Genomic DNA, 18,891 nt, shown 5'->3' on the forward strand with positions numbered 1-18,891 from the left:
TCAGCCTTTCGTGGAGGGACGCTTGTAGAAGGGCAGGGACACGACGTCGACGGTGGCCGCACGGCCGCGGACGTCGACGGACAGGGTCGTTCCGGGCTCGGCGACGTCCCGGGCGACGTACGCCATCGCGATCGGGTAGCCGAGCGTCGGCGACAACGCACCACTCGTGACCTCGCCGACCTCACGGTCACCGTCGAGGACACGGTAGCCGTGACGCGGGGCACGCCGCCCCTCGCCACGCAGACCCACCAGGACGACGTCGGGCTCGCCGACGCGCTCCAGGGCGGACCGGCCCACGAAGTCGCCGGGCTTGTCGAACTTGACGATCCGGCCGAGGTTGGCGTGGAACGGGGTCCGTTCGGGGGTCAGCTCGTTGCCGTACAGGGGCATCCCCGCTTCGAGGCGGAGCGTGTCGCGGCACGCCAGGCCCGCGGGCACCAGGCCGTGGGAGGCGCCGACCTCGGCGAGCCGCCGCCACGTGTCGACGGCCGCGGTGGGACCGTCACCGGTGTCGACGAACAGCTCGAAGCCGTCCTCGCCGGTGTAACCGGTGCGGGCCAGCAGCACCTCGTGTCCGGCGACGGTGGCGCGCATGCTCGCGTAGTAGCGCAACCCGTCGAGCTCGGCGCCGGTGGCCTCGGCCACGACGGCCGCCGAGGCCGGACCCTGCACGGCGACGAGCGCGGTGCGGGCGCTGAGGTCGGTGACGGTCGCGTCGAACTTCTCGCTCCGCTCACGCAGGGCGTCGAACACCAGCGCGGCGTTGCCCGCGTTGGCGACCACGAGGTAGCGCTCCTCGGCAAGGCGGTAGACGACGAGGTCGTCGAGCACACCGCCGTCGACGTCGCACAGCATCGTGTACCGCGCGCGACCGACCGCGACGGCCGACAGGGTGCCGACCAGCGCGTAGTCCATCGCCTGCGCGGCCTCGGGGCCGCTGACCTCGATCTCGCCCATGTGCGAGAGGTCGAACTGACCGGCCGCCTCGCGCACCGCACGGTGCTCGGCCAGGTCGCTGGAGTACCGGACGGGCATCGACCAGCCCGCGAACTCGGTGAACGACGCACCGAGTTCGGCGTGCACGTCGTGCAGTGGGGTGGTCGACGGCTGAGACGTTGCGGTCACGACACCGAACCTGCGCTTTCGTAGGAGGAGACGGGCGGACAGGAGCAGACGAGATTGCGGTCGCCGTAGGCGCCTTCGATGCGCCGGACCGGAGACCAGTACTTGCCCTTCGGCGAGGTGTGGCCCGGGTACACGGCGGTGCGCCGGTCGTAGGGCAGAGTCCAGTCCCCGGCGAGCTGCTCGGCGGTGTGCGGAGCGTTGCGCAACGGGCTGTCCTCGACCGGCCAGGTGCCGTTGGCGACCTCGTCGATCTCCCGGCGGATGGCGATCATCGCCTCGCAGAACCGGTCGAGCTCGGCGAGGTCCTCGCTCTCGGTGGGCTCCACCATGAGCGTGCCCGGCACCGGGAACGACATCGTCGGGGCGTGGAAGCCGTAGTCGATGAGCCGCTTGGCGACGTCGTCGACGGTGACGCCGGTCTGCTTGGTCAACGCACGCAGGTCGAGGATGCACTCGTGGGCCACGAGCCCGTCCTGTCCGGTGTAGAGCACCGGGTAGTGCGGCGCGAGCCGCGCGGCGACGTAGTTGGCGTTCAGCACCGCGACCTTGGTCGCCTCCGTGAGCCCGGCCGCGCCCATCATGCGCACGTAAGCCCACGAGATCGGCAGGATCGACGCCGACCCGAACGGGGCCGCCGAAATGGGTCCGACTCCGGTCTCGGGTCCGGCCTCGGCCGCGAGCGGGTGGTTGGGCAGGTACGGCGCGAGGTGCGCGCGCACCGCCACCGGGCCGACGCCGGGCCCGCCACCGCCGTGGGGGATGCAGAACGTCTTGTGCAGGTTCAGGTGGGAGACGTCGCCGCCGAACTCGCCGGGCTTGGCCAGCCCCAGCAGCGCGTTGAGGTTCGCGCCGTCGACGTAGACCTGGCCGCCCGCCTCGTGCACGATCTCGGCCAGCTCGCCGATGCCGGTCTCGTAGACGCCGTGCGTGGACGGGTAGGTGACCATGATCGCCGCGAGCGTGTCGCGGTGGGCGGCCACCTTGGCGCGCAGGTCGTCGAGATCCACGTCGCCGTCGGCGGTGCATGCCACGACGACCACGCGCATCCCGGCCAGCACGGCCGACGCCGCGTTGGTGCCGTGGGCCGACGACGGGATCAGGCACACGTCGCGCTCGGGTTGGCCGTTGGCGCGGTGGTAGGCGCGGATCGCGAGCAGCCCGGCCAGCTCGCCCTGGCTGCCCGCGTTGGGCTGGAGCGAGACGCTGTCGTAGCCGGTGACCTCGGCCAGCCACCGCGAGAGCTGCGCGACGAGTTCGCGGTAGCCCTCGGCGTCCTCGGCGGGCACGAACGGGTGGATGTTCGCGAACTCCGGCCAGGTGACGGGCTCCATCTCGGTGGTGGCGTTCAACTTCATCGTGCACGAGCCGAGCGGAATCATGCCGCGGTCGAGCGCGTAGTCGGCGTCGGAGAGCCTGCGCAGGTACCGCAGCATCGCGGTCTCCGACCGGTACGAGTGGAAGACCTCGTGGGTGAGGTACTCGTCGGTGCGGTCGAGACCGGCCGGGAACGCCGTCCGCGTCGCCGGCTCCGGCGTGGCGTCGACGCCGAACGCGCCGAGCACCGTGGCCAGCACCTCCGGTGTCGTGACCTCGTCGCAGGCCACGCGCACGTGGTCGGCGTCCACCCGGCCGAGGTTCACGCCCGCCTCCCGGGCGGCGGCCAGCACCGCGTCCGCCCGGCCGGGCACGCGGGCGAGCACGGTGTCGAAGAAGTGCTCGTGCACCACCTCGACGCCGCCGGAGCGCAGGGCGTCGGCCAACGTCACCGCGTGCCGGTGCACCCGCTCGGCGATGCTGCGCAGCCCCTCGGGGCCGTGGTAGACGGCGTACATCGACGCCATGACGGCGAGCAGCACCTGCGCGGTGCAGATGTTGCTGGTGGCCTTCTCGCGTCGGATGTGCTGCTCGCGGGTCTGCAGCGCGAGCCGGTACGCGGGAGCTCCCGCCGCGTCGATCGACACGCCGACGAGCCTGCCGGGCAGCGACCGCTCCAGACCGGAACGTACGGCGAGGTACCCGGCGTGCGGACCGCCGTACCCGAGCGGGACACCGAAGCGCTGCGTGGTCCCGGCCGCGACGTCGGCACCGAAGTCGCCGGGCGACGTCAGCAGGGTGAGCGCGAGCAGGTCGGCGGCCATGCAGTACAACGCCTTGACCGCCTTCGCCGCCTCGCCGATCTCGCGGTAGAAGTCGGGCTCGCGCACCACACCGGACGCGCCCGGGTACTGCACGACGACGCCGAAGAAGTCCTCGGGCAGCCCCTGCGACAGGTCCCGCACGTCGACCTCGACACCCACCGCCTGCGCGCGGGTGCGGACCACGGCGATCGTCTGCGGCAGGCACTCGGCGTCGACGACCACCCTGTCGGACTTCGACTTCGACGCGCGCTTCATCAACATCACGGCCTCCGCCACGGCCGTGCCCTCATCGAGCAGGGACGCGTTCGCGGTGGTCAGGCCCGTGAGGTCGGCGACGGCGGTCTGGAAGTTGAGCAGCGCCTCCAGTCGGCCCTGCGAGATCTCCGGCTGGTACGGCGTGTAGGCCGTGTACCAGGCCGGGTTCTCCAGCACGTTGCGGCGGATGACGGCCGGGGTGACGGTGTCGTAGTAGCCGAGCCCGATCATCTGGGTCATGGGCCGGTTGCGGGCGGCGAGCTCGCGCAGCTCGGCGATGGCCTGCTCCTCCGAGGCGGGTGCGGGCAACCGCAGCTCGCCCTCGGTACGGATCGAGCCCGGCACGGCGGCCGCCACGAGTGCGTCGACACTGCCGAACCCGCACTCGGCCACCATCTTGGCCTGTTCGGAGGGTCCCGGGCCGATGTGCCGGGAGGCGAAGACCGGCGTCGGGGACGACGGGGGTGACACGGACATGGGAGCTCCTTCTCGCCGTACCACAGGGCTACCCACCCTGTGCTGGGAACTCCCCCTCTGTCATGGGCACCTGAGAGTTTCACCGCGCGCGAAGCGCGGCTTACACCTTGGGTGAGGCGCGCGGAGCGCCTGCTTTCCAGAGTGGCCTCGCCGCAAGCGGTAGGTGGACCTGAGAGATTGTGGGGCGTTTGCTCCTTCGGTGCCCCGCCACGAGTACGGGGACTCTCCCGCTCGGGTTCGATCGGCCGCGATATCCAGTTGTGCGTGCGGTTGTCGAGCTGACCGTACCGAGCGCGTCGGGGTCAGTCCACAACGTGCAGTGAACGGTGACGCAGACCGCTCTGCCGCGACGCTACCCCGGAGCGTTCCACCCCGGACACCGGAGCGCGTCGGGCACGGCGCGACCGGGTGATCGCGTTGCTCGACACGGGCACCGCCCGCCGCGCACCATTCCGGTTCGCGGCTACCGGACGCCGACCACCGTCAGCGTCGCGCCGCTGTCGCGGACCCGCCGCTGTTCGGCCACCGGAAGCCCGTCGTCCGCGAGCACCAGGTCGAAGTCAGCCAACGGCGCCAACGCGTACAGGCCGTCCCGGGTGAACTTCGTGTGGTCGACGAGCAGCACCGAGCGCGACGCCGAGGCCAGCATCGCGCGCTTGACCTGCACCGTGGCTTGGGAGTGGTGGTAGCAGCGGTTGCCCGCGACCGCCGTGGTCGACATGAAGAACGTGTCGGCCCTGACCTTGGCCACGCCCTCCGCCGTGTAGAGCCCGAGGAAGGCGTCGTAGGCGGGGAAGTACTCGCCGCCGAGCGCGATGAGCGTGATGCCGGGGACGCCCGCGAGCATGGTCACGACCGGTTGGAAGTAGGTGATGACCGTCAGTGGTGCCCGCTCGGCGAGGCGCTCCGCGAGGTACAGGCACGTGGTGCTCTCGTCGAGCATCACGGTGTCCCCGGGTCGCACCTGCTCCAGGGCCGCGGCGGCGAGTGCGCTCTTCTCACGGGCCATCGCGGTGCGGCGTTGCGCGATGTCGCCGTGGAACGTCTCCGACGGTGCGGCGGTCGCCCCGCCCCGCACTCGCGCAAGCCAGCCTTCGCGCTGCAACGCATCGAGGTCACGGTGGATCGTCATCACGCTGACGCCGAACTCCTCGGCCAGCGCCGACGCCCGTACGAAGCCCTCGGCCCTGACCCGGTCCCTGATCAATGCGCGCCGTCGCGATCGGATCGTGCCGCCCATGTCGCTCCAGTGTGAAGAAATGTGAGGTTTCGCGCACCGAGTTCCCGGAGCCACGCACTCTACCAGCGAAGACGGTGTCATCCGGGGTCACGTCTTCACACGCCGGCGCCCGGAACGGCGTGGGAATGGGAGCGAGCCGTTGCCCGGGCCGCGTCGGCGGAGTGTGCTGGACGCGCGGTGGACCGTCGGACGAAGGAGGGCGGATGTCGGCGATCGCGATCGACGCCGGGACGTCGCTGATCAAGGCGGTGGTCTTCGACGACGACGGGCGTGAGGTCGCGGTGGCCCGCCGGGAGACCGAGGTCCGCCGACCTCGACCCGGCTGGGCGGAACAGGACATGCGCTCCGTCTGGACGGCCGTGGTCGACGCGATCCGAGAGGTCGTGTCTGCCGCACGCGACGGAGTGCGCTTCCTCGCCCTAACCGCACAGGGCGACGGCTGCTGGCTGGTCGACGAGCATGGCGAACCCACCGGTCCCGCCATCCTGTGGTCCGACGGACGCGGCGCGCCGTTCGTGGACGACTGGCTGCGGGACGGGGTGGCCGAGCAGGCGTTCCGCCTCAACGGCTCGGTCGGCTTCGCCGGACTGCCGCACGCGATCCTGACGTGGCTGGGCGAGCACGATCCCGACCGCGTCCACGCCTCGTCGACCGCGCTGACCTGCGGCGGGTGGCTGTTCTCCCGCTTCACCGACGTGGTGGGCGTGGACTGCTCCGACGCCTCGGTGCCGTTCCTCGACCCGCGCACCCGCGCGTACTCCCCCGAACTGCTGTCGCTGTTCGATCTCGACTGGGCCACCCCCCTGCTGCCGCGCGTTCTCGACGGCGCCGACACGACGGCCGGGCTGTCCCGCCGCGCGGCCGAGGAGCTGGGACTGCCGGAGGACACTCCGGTGGTGCTGGCGCCCTACGACGTGGCGTCGACGGCGCTGGGAGCGGGCTCCACGGAAGCCGGACTCGCGTGCACGATCCTCGGAACGACGCTGTGCACGGAGGTGTTCACCCCCTCGGTCGACACCTCGGGCACGCCGTCGGGGCTGACCCTGGTGCTCGGCTCCGGTCGCGACGTGGTGCGGGCCTTCCCGACCCTGGCCGGCACCGAGGTGCTCGCCTGGGCGTGTCGCCTGCTCGGGTTGAGCCACCCGCGCGAGGTGACCGCGCTGGCCGAGCACACCGCTCCCGGCGCGGCCGGACTCACGTTCCTGCCCTACCTCTCCCCCGCGGGCGAACGCGTGCCCTTCCTGGACACGGCCGCCCGTGGCACGTTCTGGGGGCTGTCCCTCGAACACGGCCGTGACGCGGTTGCCCGCGCCGTCCTCGAAGGGCTCACGACGGTCGTCAAGGACTGTCTCGACGCCACCACGGCGCAGGTCGACGAGCTGCGGGTCTGCGGAGGTGGGGCGAACAGCGAGCTGTGGTGTCGCCTCATCGCCGACGTCACCGGCGTGCGCGTCGTCCGCCCCGCCGACGGCGAGGTGGGAGCCAAGGGCGCGTTCCTCACCGGGCTCGTCGCCACCGGTGCCGAACCCGACCCGACCAGCGCGGCGACCCGGCACGTCCGGACGGACCGCGTCTACGACCCCGAGCCGCGCCACGTCGAGCACTACGCCGAACAGTACGAACGGTTCCGCACGCTCCGTGAGATCTCCACGCGGGGCTGGCACCTCCCGACGCGGTGACGGCCGCGCGAACCAGGCACGCGAACAGGAAGAGTCGACATGGCACCCAGCACGCACACCTCGCCCCCACGCCCCGCGCCCGTGTGGCTCGGCCTCGACGTCGGGACCCAGAGCGTGCGCTGTGTGGCCACCGACCGGACCGGCGCCGTGGTGGCGAGCGCGTCCCGCCCGCTCCGCAGCCATCGGGAGGGACGCCGACACGAACAGGACCCGCAGCAGTGGTGGTCGGCACTCACCGCCGCCTGCGCCGAGGCGATGGCGACGGTGGGGACGCGCCCCGTGCGCGGGCTGTCGTTGTGCGCGACGTCGGGCACGATCCTGCTCGCCGACACCGAGTTGCGTCCGCTCACCCCGGCGTTGATGTACGACGATGCACGCGCGGGCAACGAGGTGAGCCGCGTGCACGCGGCGGGCGCCGCGCTGTGGGAGCGGCTCGGCTACCGCCCCCAGGCCTCGTGGGCCCTGCCCAAGACCCTGTGGTTGCTGCGACACCATCCGCCGACGAACCGCACCCGCTTGCTCCACCAGGCCGACTACCTCACGGGCCGACTCGCCGGTCGGCTCACCGCGGTCGATTCGAGTCACGCGCTCAAGACCGGCTACGACCTCGACGGCGAGTGCTGGCCCGCCGACGTGGTCGACGCGCTCGACCTCCCGCCGCGCCTGCTGCCCGACGTGGTGCGCCCCGGCACCCCGATCGGCGAGGTGTGCGCCACCGCCGCCGAGGCCACGGGAATCCCGGCGGGCACACCGATCGTCGCGGGCATGACCGACGGGTGCGCGTCCGTCCTCGGGTCCGGCACGTTCTCGGTGGGGTCGTGGAACAGCGTTCTCGGCACCACGCTCGTGCTCAAGGGCGTCACGGACCGTCGGCTGCACGACCCGCTCGGCGTGGTCTACTCGCACCGCGCCCCGGACGGCAACTGGCTTCCGGGCGGAGCGTCGAGTGTCGGCGCCGGGGTGCTCAGCGACCTCTTCGGCTCCGCCGACCTCGACCGACTCACCGCGCTCGCCGTCGACCGTCCTCAGTCGACACTGGTGACGTATCCGTTGGTGTCGCGGGGAGAACGATTCCCGTTCGTCGCAGCCGAAGCCCGACGGTTCACGCTCGGCACGCCCGCCGACGACGTCGACGCCTACGCCGCCGTCCTGCGCGGGGTCGCCTTCGTCGAACGGCTCTGCTTCGACTACCTCGACCTGCTGGGGGCGCCGATCGACGGCACCCTCACCACGACCGGCGGCGGCGCACGCAACGACCACTGGACCCGACTGCGCGCGACCACGCTCGGGCGTCCGCTCACCGTGCCGAGCGACGCCGATCCCGCGGTGGGCATGGCGCTGCTGGCGCGGTCGGCCGAGTCGTCGCTCGCCGAGGCCGCGCAGGAGACCGTCCGCGACACCGTGACCGTCGATCCCGTCCCCGCCGACGGGGACGTCCTCACGGAGGGCTACCTCGCCCTGGTCGACGCCTTGCGCGAGCGAGGCTGGCTGCCCACCGAACTGGCCGACCACGCACACCACCGGAGCACGCGATGACCGAACTCGTTCTCGTCCGCCACGGCGAAACCGTCTGGCACGACGGCAACCGCTACGCCGGCCGCACCGACGTGGCCTTGACCGACCATGGCAGGCGGCAGGCCGAGGTGCTGGGCGGCTGGTCGGCCACGGCCGAACTCGACGCGGTGTGGGTGTCGCCGCTGTCCCGCGCGCGGGAGACGGCCGAACCGGTCGCCCGCGCGACCGGGCTCGACCCGCACGTCGACGAGCGCATCGTCGAACTCGACTTCGGCCGGGGCGAAGGCCTCACCGCCGAGGAGATGAACCGCGACTTCCCCGAGGCGCGCGCCGCGTTCGTCGACGACCCCGTGACGCACTACCTGCCCGGCGGGGAGGACCCGGTGCTCGCGGTGAAGCGGATGACGGGCTACGCCACCGACATCGCGCGCGAGCACCCCGACGGCCGGGTACTCGTCGTCGGGCACTCCACGGCCCACCGTCTGCTGCTGTGCCACCTGCTGGGGTTGCCGCTGCGCTCGTACCGCTCGGTGTTCCCGGTGTTCCGCAACTGCGCCATCACCACGGTGCGCTGGGACGGGACGGGGCAGGCGGCGTTGCTGGAGTTCAACACCCCGGTGCAGTACTGACCCGGGTCGCGGGCACGTGCGGTGTCCGCGACCCGGCACCGGTCACCGCGCGGCGGCGTACATCTGCTCGAAGTTCTCGCGGTAGTCGTCGTAGACCGACCGCAGGTTCGTCATGATCATCGCCTCGTCGTTGCGACGCAGGGACGTGTGGTTGAAGTTCGGGCTGCCGGTCAGCACTCGTCGGGCGTCGGCGTCACCGGCGACGTCGCCCTCGACGATCAGGTACTTCGAGTGGATCCGGCCCGGCAGCGCGGCGGAGTCGTCCAGTGTCCGCGCGGTGATGTCGTCGTGGCTCGACAGCAACGCCTCGACGTCGTCGTCCACCGGCCCGTGCACGATCCGGATCTCGCAGCCCTGCTCGGCCAACTCGACGAGCCGTTCCGCGATGCCCACGCGATAGCTGTCCCATTCGGACATTCCGATACGGACGGTGGTGTCGCTGTCACACCCGACCTCGTCGAGGAACTCCTCGATCGGATCGCCTTGCGCACGCGGGAAGAAGTGCGCCCGCACGAACCCGCCCGGCATCCCGGTGGTGACGGTGCGGTAGTAGTCGTCGTCCTGCTGTTCCCGTGCGAGGTCGGCGAAGTAGGACGCGTAGGCGTCGTAGAGGCGGCGGTTCTCCACGATGGTCGTGGCGTTGTTCCAGTACACCGACGAGTTGAGGTCGGTGAAGTTGGCCGACGACTGCACCACCACGTCGGAGCGGCCACCGGTACGCGAGAACAGGTAGAACTTGTTGTGCTGCCCCTTGGTTCCGATGCACGAGGACGTGTTGCCCTCCGGAGAGAGGTTGCCGCACACGTGTAGCCAGGAGGCCCGCGTCTCGTCGGTGCCGAGTGCGTCCCGCAGGGCGGTCGCGGCGGGAGTGTCGTCCTGCCAGCCGTCGAGGATCACCTGTACGTCGACGCCGCGCCGGTGTGCCTTGAGCAGCTCGTCGACGAAATCCTGCCCCGCGTCGCCGGAGACGACGAAGTGGGCCAGCCGGATGGTCGAGCCGGGCTCGGCCTGCTTGACCAGTGAACAGATCTGCTCGACCACGCCGGTCGGATGTCCGGCGGCGGGGTTGTTGAACGCCGTTCCGGTACGCACCGGCACGGCGGGCGCATCGGCACACGGCCGGAGTTCCGGCTCCGCCGCGGCGGGAGGCGCCGCCAGCAGGGAGACGGTGACGGCGGCGGAGGCGAGAACGGCCCTGACACGCATGGGATCTCCTTCCCCAGAAGAAGCGCCGCCGTGTTGCTCGGGACGGTCGGCGCAGGACGTGCTGCGACGAGAACGCGGCACGACACCGCCGTGCGGAAAAGTCGTCGCGCAGCGGTGCCACCGTAGAAGTGAACGTTAACGGGAGCGCTAACGCTAAGTGGCGTGCACGCTGCCGTCAAGCCTCGATTTTCCTTGTCGTCACACCGTTGACTTCTCGATCCCGGGCGGGTTAGCGTCCCCCTCGGCGCCACACATGATCGCTCACGTGAACGTTCATCCTCTCCTTCGCTCTGTCTTTTCGACTTCTCCAGGAGCTGACACCGTTGGGCCACACCACTGACACAGACCTGTCCGCTCAACTGCGGCGGGCCATGCTCGACGCCGATCCGGCGTTGTCGCGGTACAACCCGCTTTCGCGCATCCTCGTCTTCGACCAGTTCAACTCCGGCACCCACGGCTGGACCGAGCTGATCGGCAACCACGACGGCAAGGGCGACCTCGACACCGTCGACGCCCACATGAAGGACTTCCGCCCGCCGCAGCTCAGTTCCTGCACCTTCTTCGACACCGGCACCCACGGCGCGATGACCGGCACCTACGCGCTCAAGGTGTCCACGCGCCCGATCACCGGACACACCGGCGTGGCGATCCGCAGGCTCACGATGGCCAAGAAGGGGCTCGTGCAGTTCGAGACCTACTTCACCTACAAGGCCGAGGCGTCGTCGGAGGAGAACCGCGCCTTCGAGCAGGCCGGAGCCGGTGAGTGGGACGGCAACATCCACCCCTCGGAGCAGCAGTTCGGCGCCTTCACCATCGCCACCGACATCTGCGACGACCGGGGCGTGCGCTACCACAACGTGATCCGCTACCAGAACACCGACCTGGAGAACCGGTTCACCCGCCGCTGGATGTACCCGGTGGTGCCCGAACCGACGCCCCGGGAACACCTGGAGGGCAAGGCCCACCTCGGCCCGACGGACGACTTCACCGCGCCGAACCCCGAGGACTGGCGAGCCTTCGGCGAACCGCAGTCGTTCTGCTACAACGAGGTCCCCACCAAGGTCAACTGGCACTACCTGCGTTGGCAGATCGACACCGAGGCGCAGCGCAACGTCGAGCTGCAGGTCAACGACCGCGTCTACGACATGCGCGACATCCCCGTGCCCGCGTACGCGGAGCGCTACGACTCACTGGACAACCTGCTCAACTTCTACGTCAGCACCCGCACGCACACCAACGTCCGCAACTTCATGTTCCTGGACTCGGTGCTCATCTCGGTGGATTGGTAGGTCCTCATGCGACAGACGCAGACAGCAGTTCTCGAACGTTACCGGGTCCTCGACGGCGACTTCGCCACCGAACCGTTCGAAGCCGCCTGGGCCGGTGAGGCCCGGTGGTTCGTGCAGGTGCTGGAGAGCTCGACGCCGACCACTCGGTTGCGCCTCACGACCCAGATCTCGCCCGACGGTCTGCACTGGTGCGACGCGGAGGTGCCCACGCAGGTCACCGAGGGCACCACGCTGCACTCGTGGCCGGTGCGCGAGTTCGGGCAGTGGCTGCGCATCAAGGGGACGGTCGAGGGCGAGGGGGAATCGGTGAAGGTGCAGATCTACCTCACGCTCAAAGAGTGAGTCTCGGAGAATCCCATGACGACCCCCTTCGACCGGCGTAGCTTCCTCAAGCTCGGCAGCGTGAGTCTCGCCGGCGCGTTCCTCGCCTCCTGCAGTTTCGGAGGCGGCACCCGGGCCGGGGCCGAGGGCCTGTTGCGGGCGGCGTTCAGCCAACCGATCAACGACCTCGACCCGCACGGTCCCAGCAGCGTCGACGAGAGCACTCTGCTCGCGAGCAGGCTCATCTACGACACGCTGGTCCGGCGTGACGGCGAGACGCTGAAGCCGAGCGTCGCCACGTCGTGGGAGCAGACCACTCCCACGACGTGGGTGCTCACCCTGCGGGACGACGTGACGTTCCACGACGGCACCCCGCTCACCGCGAAGGACGTCAAGGCCTCGCTGGAGCGGGTCCGGGACGCCGGGACGGCACAGTCCGCGCTGTGGACGTCGGTCGTCGAGGTGGAGACCACGGACGACCACACCGTGCGAGTGGTCACCGAGGAACCCCTGGGCACGCTGCCGGTGAACCTCACGCTGCTGTTCATCCTCCCCGCGGACGCGATGGACAGCGACGGCTTCTTCCGCAAGCCCGTCGGCAGCGGCCCGTTCCGGGTCGAGTCGTTCACCCCGTCCTCCTCGCTGGAGCTGGCGGCGGTGGACTACTGGGACGGCAAGCCCACCCTGGAACGGGCGGCACTGCCGCACATCCCGGAGACGTCCAGTCAGATCACCGCGTTGCGGACCGGAGATCTGGACGTGCTCTGGCCGGTGCCGCCCGACCAGATCCGGCAGCTCGACGGCCGCGACGGCATCACGTTGGACACGGTGCCGAGCTGGGCGTACTACTTCAACTGGTTCAACTGCGGTCGCGAGCCGTTCACGGACCCCCGCGTGCGCAGGGCGCTGTGGAAGGCCGTGGACGTCGCGACCATCGTCGAGAGCCTGTTCGGGCAGGGCGCGGAGCTGATGACCGCACCCATTCCGTCCACTGTGTTCGGACACGCTCCCCAGCAGCCCTACCCGTACGACCCGGACGGGGCGAAACGGGAGCTGGCCGCGGCGGGCTACGGCGACGGGTTCCGCACCTCGCTGATGTGGTTCTCGGGCACGGGCCCGCTCGCCGACGGTCTCGCCCAGGCGATGATCTCGGACTGGGCGAAGATCGGCGTCGTCGTGGAGCCGCAGAACGTGGAGAAGGCCGAGTGGCTGCAACGCCTCAACGACAAGGACTTCGACATGGACCTGCAGATCAACACGGTCACCACGGGCGACGCCGACTTCACCCTGGGCCGGTTGTACGACTCGGCGGCCGACCGGATGGGCTACGCCAACCCGGAACTCGACACGATCCTGCGCCGCGCGCACACGGAGTCCGACCAGGTCACGCGCGGTGAGCTGTACGCCCAGGCGTGCCGCATCATCTGGGACGACGCCGTCGGTATCTTCCCAGCTGCGTTGGTCAGCACCTACGCGCGACGCAGTGGGGTCAAGGGGTTCGAACCCGTTCCGAGCAATCAGCCGGACCTGCGTGGCGTGAAGCTCGAGAACTGAGGGGAAGAATCATGGTCGAGTCGCGGCGAGTGACGCTGAAGGACATCGCCAAGTCGCTCGGGGTGTCGGTCAACACCGTCTCCCGGGCACTGGCCGACAAGGACAGCGTCGGCGAGGACACCCGGGCGAGGATCAAGGCCGAGGCCGCGCGCCTCGGGTACGTCCCGAACTCGATGGCCCGGTCCCTCGTCCTCGGCTCGGCCATGACCCTCGGCCTGGTCATCACCAACCCGTCGAACCCGTTCTACGCCCAACTGATCAGCACCATCGAGCAGCGGGGCCGCACCCACGGCTACTCGCTGATGCTGCTGGTCACGGAGGAAAGCCCGGAGGTCGACCGCCGCGCCGCGGACACGTTGCTGCGGTGGGGCGTGGACGGGGCGCTGGTCGTGCCCGTCCAGGGCGAGGGCGAGCACTGGGCCCGGCTGTCCGAGTCGGGTGTCCCGATGGTCTGCCTCAACCGTGACTTCCCCTCGCTCGACCTCGACTTCGTGGGCGTGGACTACCACCACGCCGCGCTCCAGGCCACCCGCCATCTCATCGAGGGTGGCGCGCGGTCGCTCTGTCTGCTGGAGGAAGACCTCCCCATCTCGCCGGTCGCGGAGCGCAGCGCGGGCTTTCGTCAGGCACTGGCCGAGGCGGGCATCGAGTCGTCCGGAGACCCCGTGATCTCGGTCCCGACCCGGCGCAGGGAGTCGCTCGCCCTCCCGTGGGAACCCGCCGACGCCTACCGGCTGGCACAGGACATCGTCGACCGGGGCGACCTCCCCGACGCCGTCATGGTCGGCAACGACTACTTCGCGCTCGGGGTGTACCGCGCACTGACCGAGGCCGGTCTGCGGGTGGGCGACGACGTGCTGGTCGGCGGGTTCGGCGACCACCCGTTCTCCGCCTACCTCAGTCCGGGGCTGACCACCGTGCGGCTGCCCGCCGCGGAGATCGGCACCGCCGCCGTCGATCTGCTGCTCCAGCGGATCAAGGGTGACGGCGACACCGCCGCGGAGAAGCGGCGCGAACGGTGCGACCTCGTCGTGCGGGCATCCAGCCGAGCCAGTAAGGGCACAATGACGTGATCATTTACATCGCACGCCGGCTGGGACAGTCGGTGTTCCTCCTCTTCGGCGCGATCACCATCGTCTTCGTGGTGCTGCGCGTCGTCTCCGGTGATCCCGCATCACTGATGCTGGGGGCCCAGGCCACCCCGGCGGAACTCGACGCGGCTCGCGACCGACTCGGCCTGAACGATCCGTTGTGGGACCAGTACGTGCGCCACCTCGGCGAGGTACTGACCCTCGACTTCGGGGAGTCGTGGCGGCTCGGCGGCGACGCGCTGTCGAACGTGCTCGACCGGCTCCCCTCCACGCTCACCCTGGCGGGCTGGGCTCTGGTGTTGACCGTGGCCATCGGGTTCCCGCTCGGCGTCTACGCCGCCCGCCACACCGGACGACTCGCCGACCGGCTGGTCTCGTACCTGTCGCTGGCGGGCCAGGCGCTGCCGTCGTTCTGGGTCGGCATCATGCTGGTGCTCGTCTTCGCCAGGATGCTCGACCTCCTGCCGGGTACCGCCGACGGCACACCGGTGGGCGCGATCCTGCCCGCGTTCACGCTCGCGCTGCCGTTCGTCGGCTGGCTCGCCCGACTCGTCCGCAACGGCACGTTGGAGGAGCTGGGCAAGGAGTACGTCCGCACCGCGCGGTCGAAGGGCCTGCCCGAGCGGGTGGTGTTCAACGTCCACGTCCTGCGCAACACCCTGACCCCCGTGGTGACCGTCCTCGGCCTGGTCATGGGCAACTTCATCGCCGACGCGGTCATCATCGAGCAGGTCTTCGCCTGGCAGGGCATCGGCTCGTTGCTGATCGACTCGATCGTCCACCGCGACTACGCGGTGGCGGAGGCGGCGATCCTGCTGATCGCCGTGTTCTACATCGGACTCAACTTGCTGGTCGACGTCCTGTACTTCCAGCTCGACCCCAGAATCACCTTGGAGACCGTATGAGGTCCACGGCTGCCAGGATCGCGGGCGGAGTGCTGGTGTTGTTCGCGCTGCTCGCGGTGTTCGGCCCCCTGCTCGTCCCCTACGACGGCGTGGCGACCCACGTCACCGATCGCCTGCTTCCCCCGGGAAGCACCCTGTCCGACGGCGGGTTCGCTCTCCTCGGCACCGACCAGGACGGCCGCGACGTGTTCGCGCAGTTCGTCGCGGGCTCCCGCGTCTCGCTGCTCGTGGCGCTCACCGTGGTCGTCGTCGGCGGGCTGATCGGCCTGGTGCTCGGTCTGGTGGCGGGCTACTACGGAGGCTGGCTCGACACCGTCATCTCGCGCCTCGGTGACATGCAACTCGCCTTCCCGAGCATCCTGCTCGCCATCCTCGTGGCGGGAGTGCTCGGCCCGAGCCTGCTCAACGTCATCATCGCGCTCGCGGTGACCCGGTGGGTGATCTTCGCGCGGGTGGTGCGCGGGTCGGCACTGGCCGCGCGCAATCGCGAGTTCGTCGACTCGGCCAGGGTGATGGGCGCGAGCGACGTACGGATCATGGCCCGCTACGTCTTCCCGTCCTGTGTCCAGCCGCTCGTGGTGGCCGCCACGATGCAGGTGGGCCTGACGATGGTCGCCGAGGCGGCGCTGTCGTTCCTCGGGCTCGGCGTTCCCCTCGACCAGGCGTCGTGGGGTTCGACCATCGCCAACGGGCGGGACTACCTCGACTCGGCCTGGTGGATCGCCACGGTGCCCGGAGTGGCGTTGACCCTGGTGGTGATCTGCGTCGGTGTGCTCGGCGACGCGTTCCACGACAGCACCGACCCGACGAGCCCGAAGAACCGACACACGACCACGGCGGTGATCCGATGAGCACGCTACTGGAGGTGTCCGACCTCGCCGTCTCGTTCGGCGACGTCGCGGCGGTACGGGGAGTGTCGTTCGCGGTCGAGGCCGGGGAGGCCCTCGCGATCGTGGGCGAGTCGGGCAGCGGGAAGAGTCTCAGCTCGCTCGCGGTGCTCGGGCTGCTGCCCCCACAGGCTCGTGTGACCGCGGGCCGCATCTCCTTCGACGGCCGCGACCTGCTGTCGTGCACCGACGAGGAGCTACGGCAACTGCGCGGCGAGGAGATGGCCATCATCTTCCAGGACCCGCTGAGCGCGCTGAACCCGTCGTTGACCGTCGGCTACCAGATCGCCGAGGTGTTCCGCCGGCGTCGCGGCCTCGACCGGCGCGAGGCACGGCAGCGGGCCGTCGAGGCGATGGCCGAGGTCGGCATCCCGGACGCCGCGGCCCGTGCGAGCAACTACCCGCACGAGTTCTCCGGCGGGATGCGGCAACGCGTCATGATCGCGATGGCCATGGCGTTGCGGCCCCGGCTGCTCATCGCCGACGAGCCGACCACCGCGCTGGACGTCACCGTGCAAGCCCAGATCCTGCGGTTGCTGCGGCGACGCCAGGAGGACGGGCTCGCCCTCGTCGTCATCAGTCACGACCTCGGGGTGGTCGCTCGCACGGCCCGATCGGTCGTCGTGATGTACGCGGGCCGAGCCGTGGAGGCGGGCACGGTCGCCGACGTGTTCAGCGCACCCGCCCACCCCTACACGCGAGGGCTCATGGCGGCCAGCCCTTCGGCCCGTGACGCGCAGCGCACGGTCCGCCCCATCGACGGCTACCCGCCGGACATCACCTCGCCGCCCAGCGGCTGCGCCTTCCACCCACGGTGTCCGTTCGCGCAGGACCGTTGTCGCACCGAGGAACCCGAACTGCGCACCGTGTCGCCCGGCCGCACGAGCGCTTGTCACTTCGCGGAGGAGGTGGTCACCCATGACGAGCCACTCGCAACCCGTGCTTGAGCTGGTCGATCTCGTCGCGGGCTACCGGCAACGACAGGGGGCCTGGGGTCGGCGTCGGGAAGTGCGCGCCGTCGCCGGGGTCGACCTGACCGTGCATCCCGGGGAGACCGTGTGTCTGGTCGGCGAGTCGGGCTGCGGCAAGTCGACCGTGGCCCGCAGCGTGGTCGGGCTGCTGGAGCCGTTCGCCGGAGAGGTGCGCGTGGACGGACGCGACGTCCGGACGCTGTCGGCCGCCGAGCGGAAGCGCCTGCGCCGGGACGTCCAACTCGTCTTCCAGGACCCGTACGCCTCGCTCAACCCCACCATGACGGTGTACGAGTTGCTCAGCGAGGCGTGGCGCATCCACCCGGGCCTCGTCGCGCGCGAGGACTGGGACGCCGAGGTGGCGGCGCTGCTGGAACGCGTCGGGCTGAACCCCGGCCACGCGCGGCGCTACCCACACCAGTTCTCCGGCGGTCAGCGGCAACGCATCTCCATCGCGCGGGCGTTGTCGGTGAAACCGCGGCTGATCGTGTGCGACGAGGCGGTGTCGGCGCTCGACGTGTCGATCCAGGCGCAGATCCTGAACCTGCTCGCCGACCTGCAACGCGAACTCGGGGTCGCCTACCTGTTCATCACCCACGACCTCGGCGTGGTCCGGCACTTCGCCGACCGGGTCGCGGTGATGCACCTGGGCACGATCGTGGAGACCGGCGAGGTGGCCGACCTCTACGAACGTCCCGCACACCCCTACACCCAGGCGCTGTTGTCGGCGGCACCGAGCCTGGAGGACTGGCGAGCCACGGCGACCGACGAGATCGTGTTGAGCGGGGACGTCCCCTCCCCGCTGCGTCCGCCCGGCGGGTGCCGGTTCCATCCGCGGTGCTGGAAAGCGCAGGATCGGTGCCGGGTCGACGAGCCGGAACTCGTCGACCGCGACACCGATCATCCGGTCGCCTGTCACTTCCCGGCGGAGGTGTCCGACGTCTCCGCAGCGGGATGAGGAGGTGGGCGGGAGTCAGAGCTTCGCGTCCACCATCGTCGCGTAGGCGACGACGTTGTCGCGGTAGCTCGCCTGCGACCGGTCGAAATCGCCACCGCAGGTGATGAGCCGCAGCTCGGCGCCCTCGGTATCGCCGTACACCCGCTCGGTGGGGAAGCTGTCCTTCGGGTACTGCTCGACGTCGACGACCCGGAACAACACACTCGTGCCGTCGGCGCGGTCGATGATCACGTCGGCCCCGACTTCGAGATTGCGGAGGTCGAAGAACACGCCCTTCTGGTTCTGCCAGTCGACGTGAGCGGCGAGCACCGAGGGACCGCGCTCGCCGGGGGTGGGTGACTCGACGTACCACCCGACGGCCTCCGCCCCCTCGGGCACCTCCATGGTGTTGTCGGGCGTGAGACCCAGCCCCACGAACGTGTCCGTGGACACCCTGAGGCTCGGGATGCGCAGCCCCGACGGCGGCGCCGGGGGCAGGAAGTTCTCGACGTCGGCGGCCTCGACCTGCTCCACCACCGCTTCGGCATGCCCGGGAATCTCGTTCGCCCCGGTGCAACCGGCGAGCAGGAACAGCAGCGCCAACGCCGCCGCTCCCGCCAGCCGGAGAACCGACGGGCGGGAACGGCGAGACGTCACGTCACGCATCGCGGA

General features: G+C 70.4%; 16 protein-coding genes and 1 riboswitch. Of the genes, 11 read left to right on the forward strand and 5 right to left on the reverse strand.

The features are described from left to right. The 3 genes from gcvT to JAV51_RS08870 all read right to left on the reverse strand — a co-directional run bounded on the left by gcvT (window position 1) and on the right by JAV51_RS08870 (window position 5,235). Window positions 1-1,125: a glycine cleavage system aminomethyltransferase GcvT gene (gene gcvT / locus JAV51_RS08860; protein WP_197320197.1), complete on the reverse strand. Its 1,125-nt coding sequence runs from the start codon at window positions 1,123-1,125 to the stop codon at window positions 1-3. Beyond that, window positions 1,122-3,995: an aminomethyl-transferring glycine dehydrogenase gene (gene gcvP / locus JAV51_RS08865; protein ID WP_197320198.1), complete on the reverse strand. Its 2,874-nt coding sequence runs from the start codon at window positions 3,993-3,995 to the stop codon at window positions 1,122-1,124. The genes gcvT and gcvP overlap by 4 nt, the downstream gene beginning before the upstream one ends. A gap of 147 nt (window positions 3,996-4,142) precedes the next feature. Next, window positions 4,143-4,235: riboswitch (glycine riboswitch) on the reverse strand. A 223-nt stretch (window positions 4,236-4,458) separates the two neighbouring features. Then, window positions 4,459-5,235 (reverse strand): DeoR/GlpR family DNA-binding transcription regulator, encoded by a 777-nt coding sequence (locus JAV51_RS08870; RefSeq protein ID WP_197320199.1) that lies wholly within the window; start codon window positions 5,233-5,235, stop codon window positions 4,459-4,461. A 203-nt stretch (window positions 5,236-5,438) separates the two neighbouring features. On the opposite strand from JAV51_RS08870, the gene JAV51_RS08875 reads away from it, so the two are divergent. From JAV51_RS08875 to JAV51_RS08885, 3 genes are read left to right on the forward strand one after another with little or no spacing between them, the layout of a single operon-like run. Then, entirely contained in the window at window positions 5,439-6,914 is a 1,476-nt protein-coding gene (locus tag JAV51_RS08875) for an FGGY-family carbohydrate kinase (protein WP_197320200.1), read from the forward strand. 39 nt (window positions 6,915-6,953) lie between these two features. Then, entirely contained in the window at window positions 6,954-8,450 is a 1,497-nt protein-coding gene (locus JAV51_RS08880) for an FGGY-family carbohydrate kinase (protein WP_197320201.1), read from the forward strand. Next, a complete protein-coding gene (locus JAV51_RS08885; RefSeq protein ID WP_005444735.1) occupies window positions 8,447-9,058 on the forward strand; it encodes a histidine phosphatase family protein in 612 nt (203 codons plus the stop codon). Before JAV51_RS08880 ends, JAV51_RS08885 begins: the two co-directional genes overlap by 4 nt. Before the next feature lie 42 nt (window positions 9,059-9,100). Here the strand turns inward: JAV51_RS08885 and JAV51_RS08890 are convergent, their stop codons facing one another. Next, a complete protein-coding gene (locus JAV51_RS08890) occupies window positions 9,101-10,264 on the reverse strand; it encodes a phosphatidylserine/phosphatidylglycerophosphate/cardiolipin synthase family protein (RefSeq protein WP_197320202.1) in 1,164 nt (387 codons plus the stop codon). Between the two features lie 323 nt (window positions 10,265-10,587). On the opposite strand from JAV51_RS08890, the gene JAV51_RS08895 reads away from it, so the two are divergent. From JAV51_RS08895 to JAV51_RS08930, 8 genes are read left to right on the forward strand one after another with little or no spacing between them, the layout of a single operon-like run. Then, a complete protein-coding gene (locus JAV51_RS08895) occupies window positions 10,588-11,553 on the forward strand; it encodes a DUF6772 family protein (protein ID WP_197320203.1) in 966 nt (321 codons plus the stop codon). 6 nt (window positions 11,554-11,559) lie between these two features. Next, a complete protein-coding gene (locus tag JAV51_RS08900) occupies window positions 11,560-11,895 on the forward strand; it encodes a hypothetical protein (protein WP_197320204.1) in 336 nt (111 codons plus the stop codon). A 15-nt stretch (window positions 11,896-11,910) separates the two neighbouring features. Next, a complete protein-coding gene (locus JAV51_RS08905) occupies window positions 11,911-13,428 on the forward strand; it encodes an ABC transporter substrate-binding protein (RefSeq protein ID WP_197320205.1) in 1,518 nt (505 codons plus the stop codon). 11 nt (window positions 13,429-13,439) lie between these two features. Then, entirely contained in the window at window positions 13,440-14,501 is a 1,062-nt protein-coding gene (locus tag JAV51_RS08910; protein ID WP_197320206.1) for a LacI family DNA-binding transcriptional regulator, read from the forward strand. After that, on the forward strand, window positions 14,498-15,424 hold the full coding sequence (locus JAV51_RS08915; RefSeq protein WP_197320207.1) for an ABC transporter permease: 927 nt from the start codon (window positions 14,498-14,500) through the stop codon (window positions 15,422-15,424). Before JAV51_RS08910 ends, JAV51_RS08915 begins: the two co-directional genes overlap by 4 nt. Next, on the forward strand, window positions 15,421-16,275 hold the full coding sequence (locus JAV51_RS08920) for an ABC transporter permease (RefSeq protein ID WP_197320208.1): 855 nt from the start codon (window positions 15,421-15,423) through the stop codon (window positions 16,273-16,275). The genes JAV51_RS08915 and JAV51_RS08920 overlap by 4 nt, the downstream gene beginning before the upstream one ends. Beyond that, window positions 16,272-17,258, forward strand: coding sequence for an ABC transporter ATP-binding protein (locus tag JAV51_RS08925; RefSeq protein WP_197320209.1), 987 nt, complete (start codon window positions 16,272-16,274; stop codon window positions 17,256-17,258). Before JAV51_RS08920 ends, JAV51_RS08925 begins: the two co-directional genes overlap by 4 nt. Further along, complete coding sequence (locus JAV51_RS08930) at window positions 17,230-18,240, forward strand: ABC transporter ATP-binding protein (RefSeq protein WP_197320210.1); 1,011 nt, start codon at window positions 17,230-17,232, stop codon at window positions 18,238-18,240. Before JAV51_RS08925 ends, JAV51_RS08930 begins: the two co-directional genes overlap by 29 nt. A 15-nt stretch (window positions 18,241-18,255) precedes the next feature. On the opposite strand, the gene JAV51_RS08935 is transcribed toward JAV51_RS08930, so the two are convergent. Next, window positions 18,256-18,885, reverse strand: coding sequence for a class F sortase (locus JAV51_RS08935; protein ID WP_197320211.1), 630 nt, complete (start codon window positions 18,883-18,885; stop codon window positions 18,256-18,258). Window positions 18,886-18,891: the final 6 nt, after the last annotated feature.

It is taken from the genome of Saccharomonospora sp. NB11, from assembly GCF_015910535.1.
Lineage (GTDB): Bacteria > Actinomycetota > Actinomycetes > Mycobacteriales > Pseudonocardiaceae > Saccharomonospora.

What these genes read in the sequence shown, in the direction of transcription:
- gcvP (WP_197320198.1), bottom strand. Translation starts at nt 3,995, where the DNA reads ATGTCCGTGTCACCCCCGTCGTCCCCGACGCCGGTCTTCGCCTCCCGG.
- JAV51_RS08900 (WP_197320204.1), top strand. Translation starts at nt 11,560, where the DNA reads ATGCGACAGACGCAGACAGCAGTTCTCGAACGTTACCGGGTCCTCGAC.
- JAV51_RS08870 (WP_197320199.1), bottom strand. Translation starts at nt 5,235, where the DNA reads ATGGGCGGCACGATCCGATCGCGACGGCGCGCATTGATCAGGGACCGG.
- JAV51_RS08935 (WP_197320211.1), bottom strand. Translation starts at nt 18,885, where the DNA reads ATGCGTGACGTGACGTCTCGCCGTTCCCGCCCGTCGGTTCTCCGGCTG.
- JAV51_RS08920 (WP_197320208.1), top strand. Translation starts at nt 15,421, where the DNA reads ATGAGGTCCACGGCTGCCAGGATCGCGGGCGGAGTGCTGGTGTTGTTC.
- JAV51_RS08875 (WP_197320200.1), top strand. Translation starts at nt 5,439, where the DNA reads ATGTCGGCGATCGCGATCGACGCCGGGACGTCGCTGATCAAGGCGGTG.
- JAV51_RS08880 (WP_197320201.1), top strand. Translation starts at nt 6,954, where the DNA reads ATGGCACCCAGCACGCACACCTCGCCCCCACGCCCCGCGCCCGTGTGG.
- JAV51_RS08905 (WP_197320205.1), top strand. Translation starts at nt 11,911, where the DNA reads ATGACGACCCCCTTCGACCGGCGTAGCTTCCTCAAGCTCGGCAGCGTG.
- JAV51_RS08910 (WP_197320206.1), top strand. Translation starts at nt 13,440, where the DNA reads ATGGTCGAGTCGCGGCGAGTGACGCTGAAGGACATCGCCAAGTCGCTC.
- JAV51_RS08890 (WP_197320202.1), bottom strand. Translation starts at nt 10,264, where the DNA reads ATGCGTGTCAGGGCCGTTCTCGCCTCCGCCGCCGTCACCGTCTCCCTG.
- JAV51_RS08885 (WP_005444735.1), top strand. Translation starts at nt 8,447, where the DNA reads ATGACCGAACTCGTTCTCGTCCGCCACGGCGAAACCGTCTGGCACGAC.
- JAV51_RS08930 (WP_197320210.1), top strand. Translation starts at nt 17,230, where the DNA reads ATGACGAGCCACTCGCAACCCGTGCTTGAGCTGGTCGATCTCGTCGCG.
- JAV51_RS08925 (WP_197320209.1), top strand. Translation starts at nt 16,272, where the DNA reads ATGAGCACGCTACTGGAGGTGTCCGACCTCGCCGTCTCGTTCGGCGAC.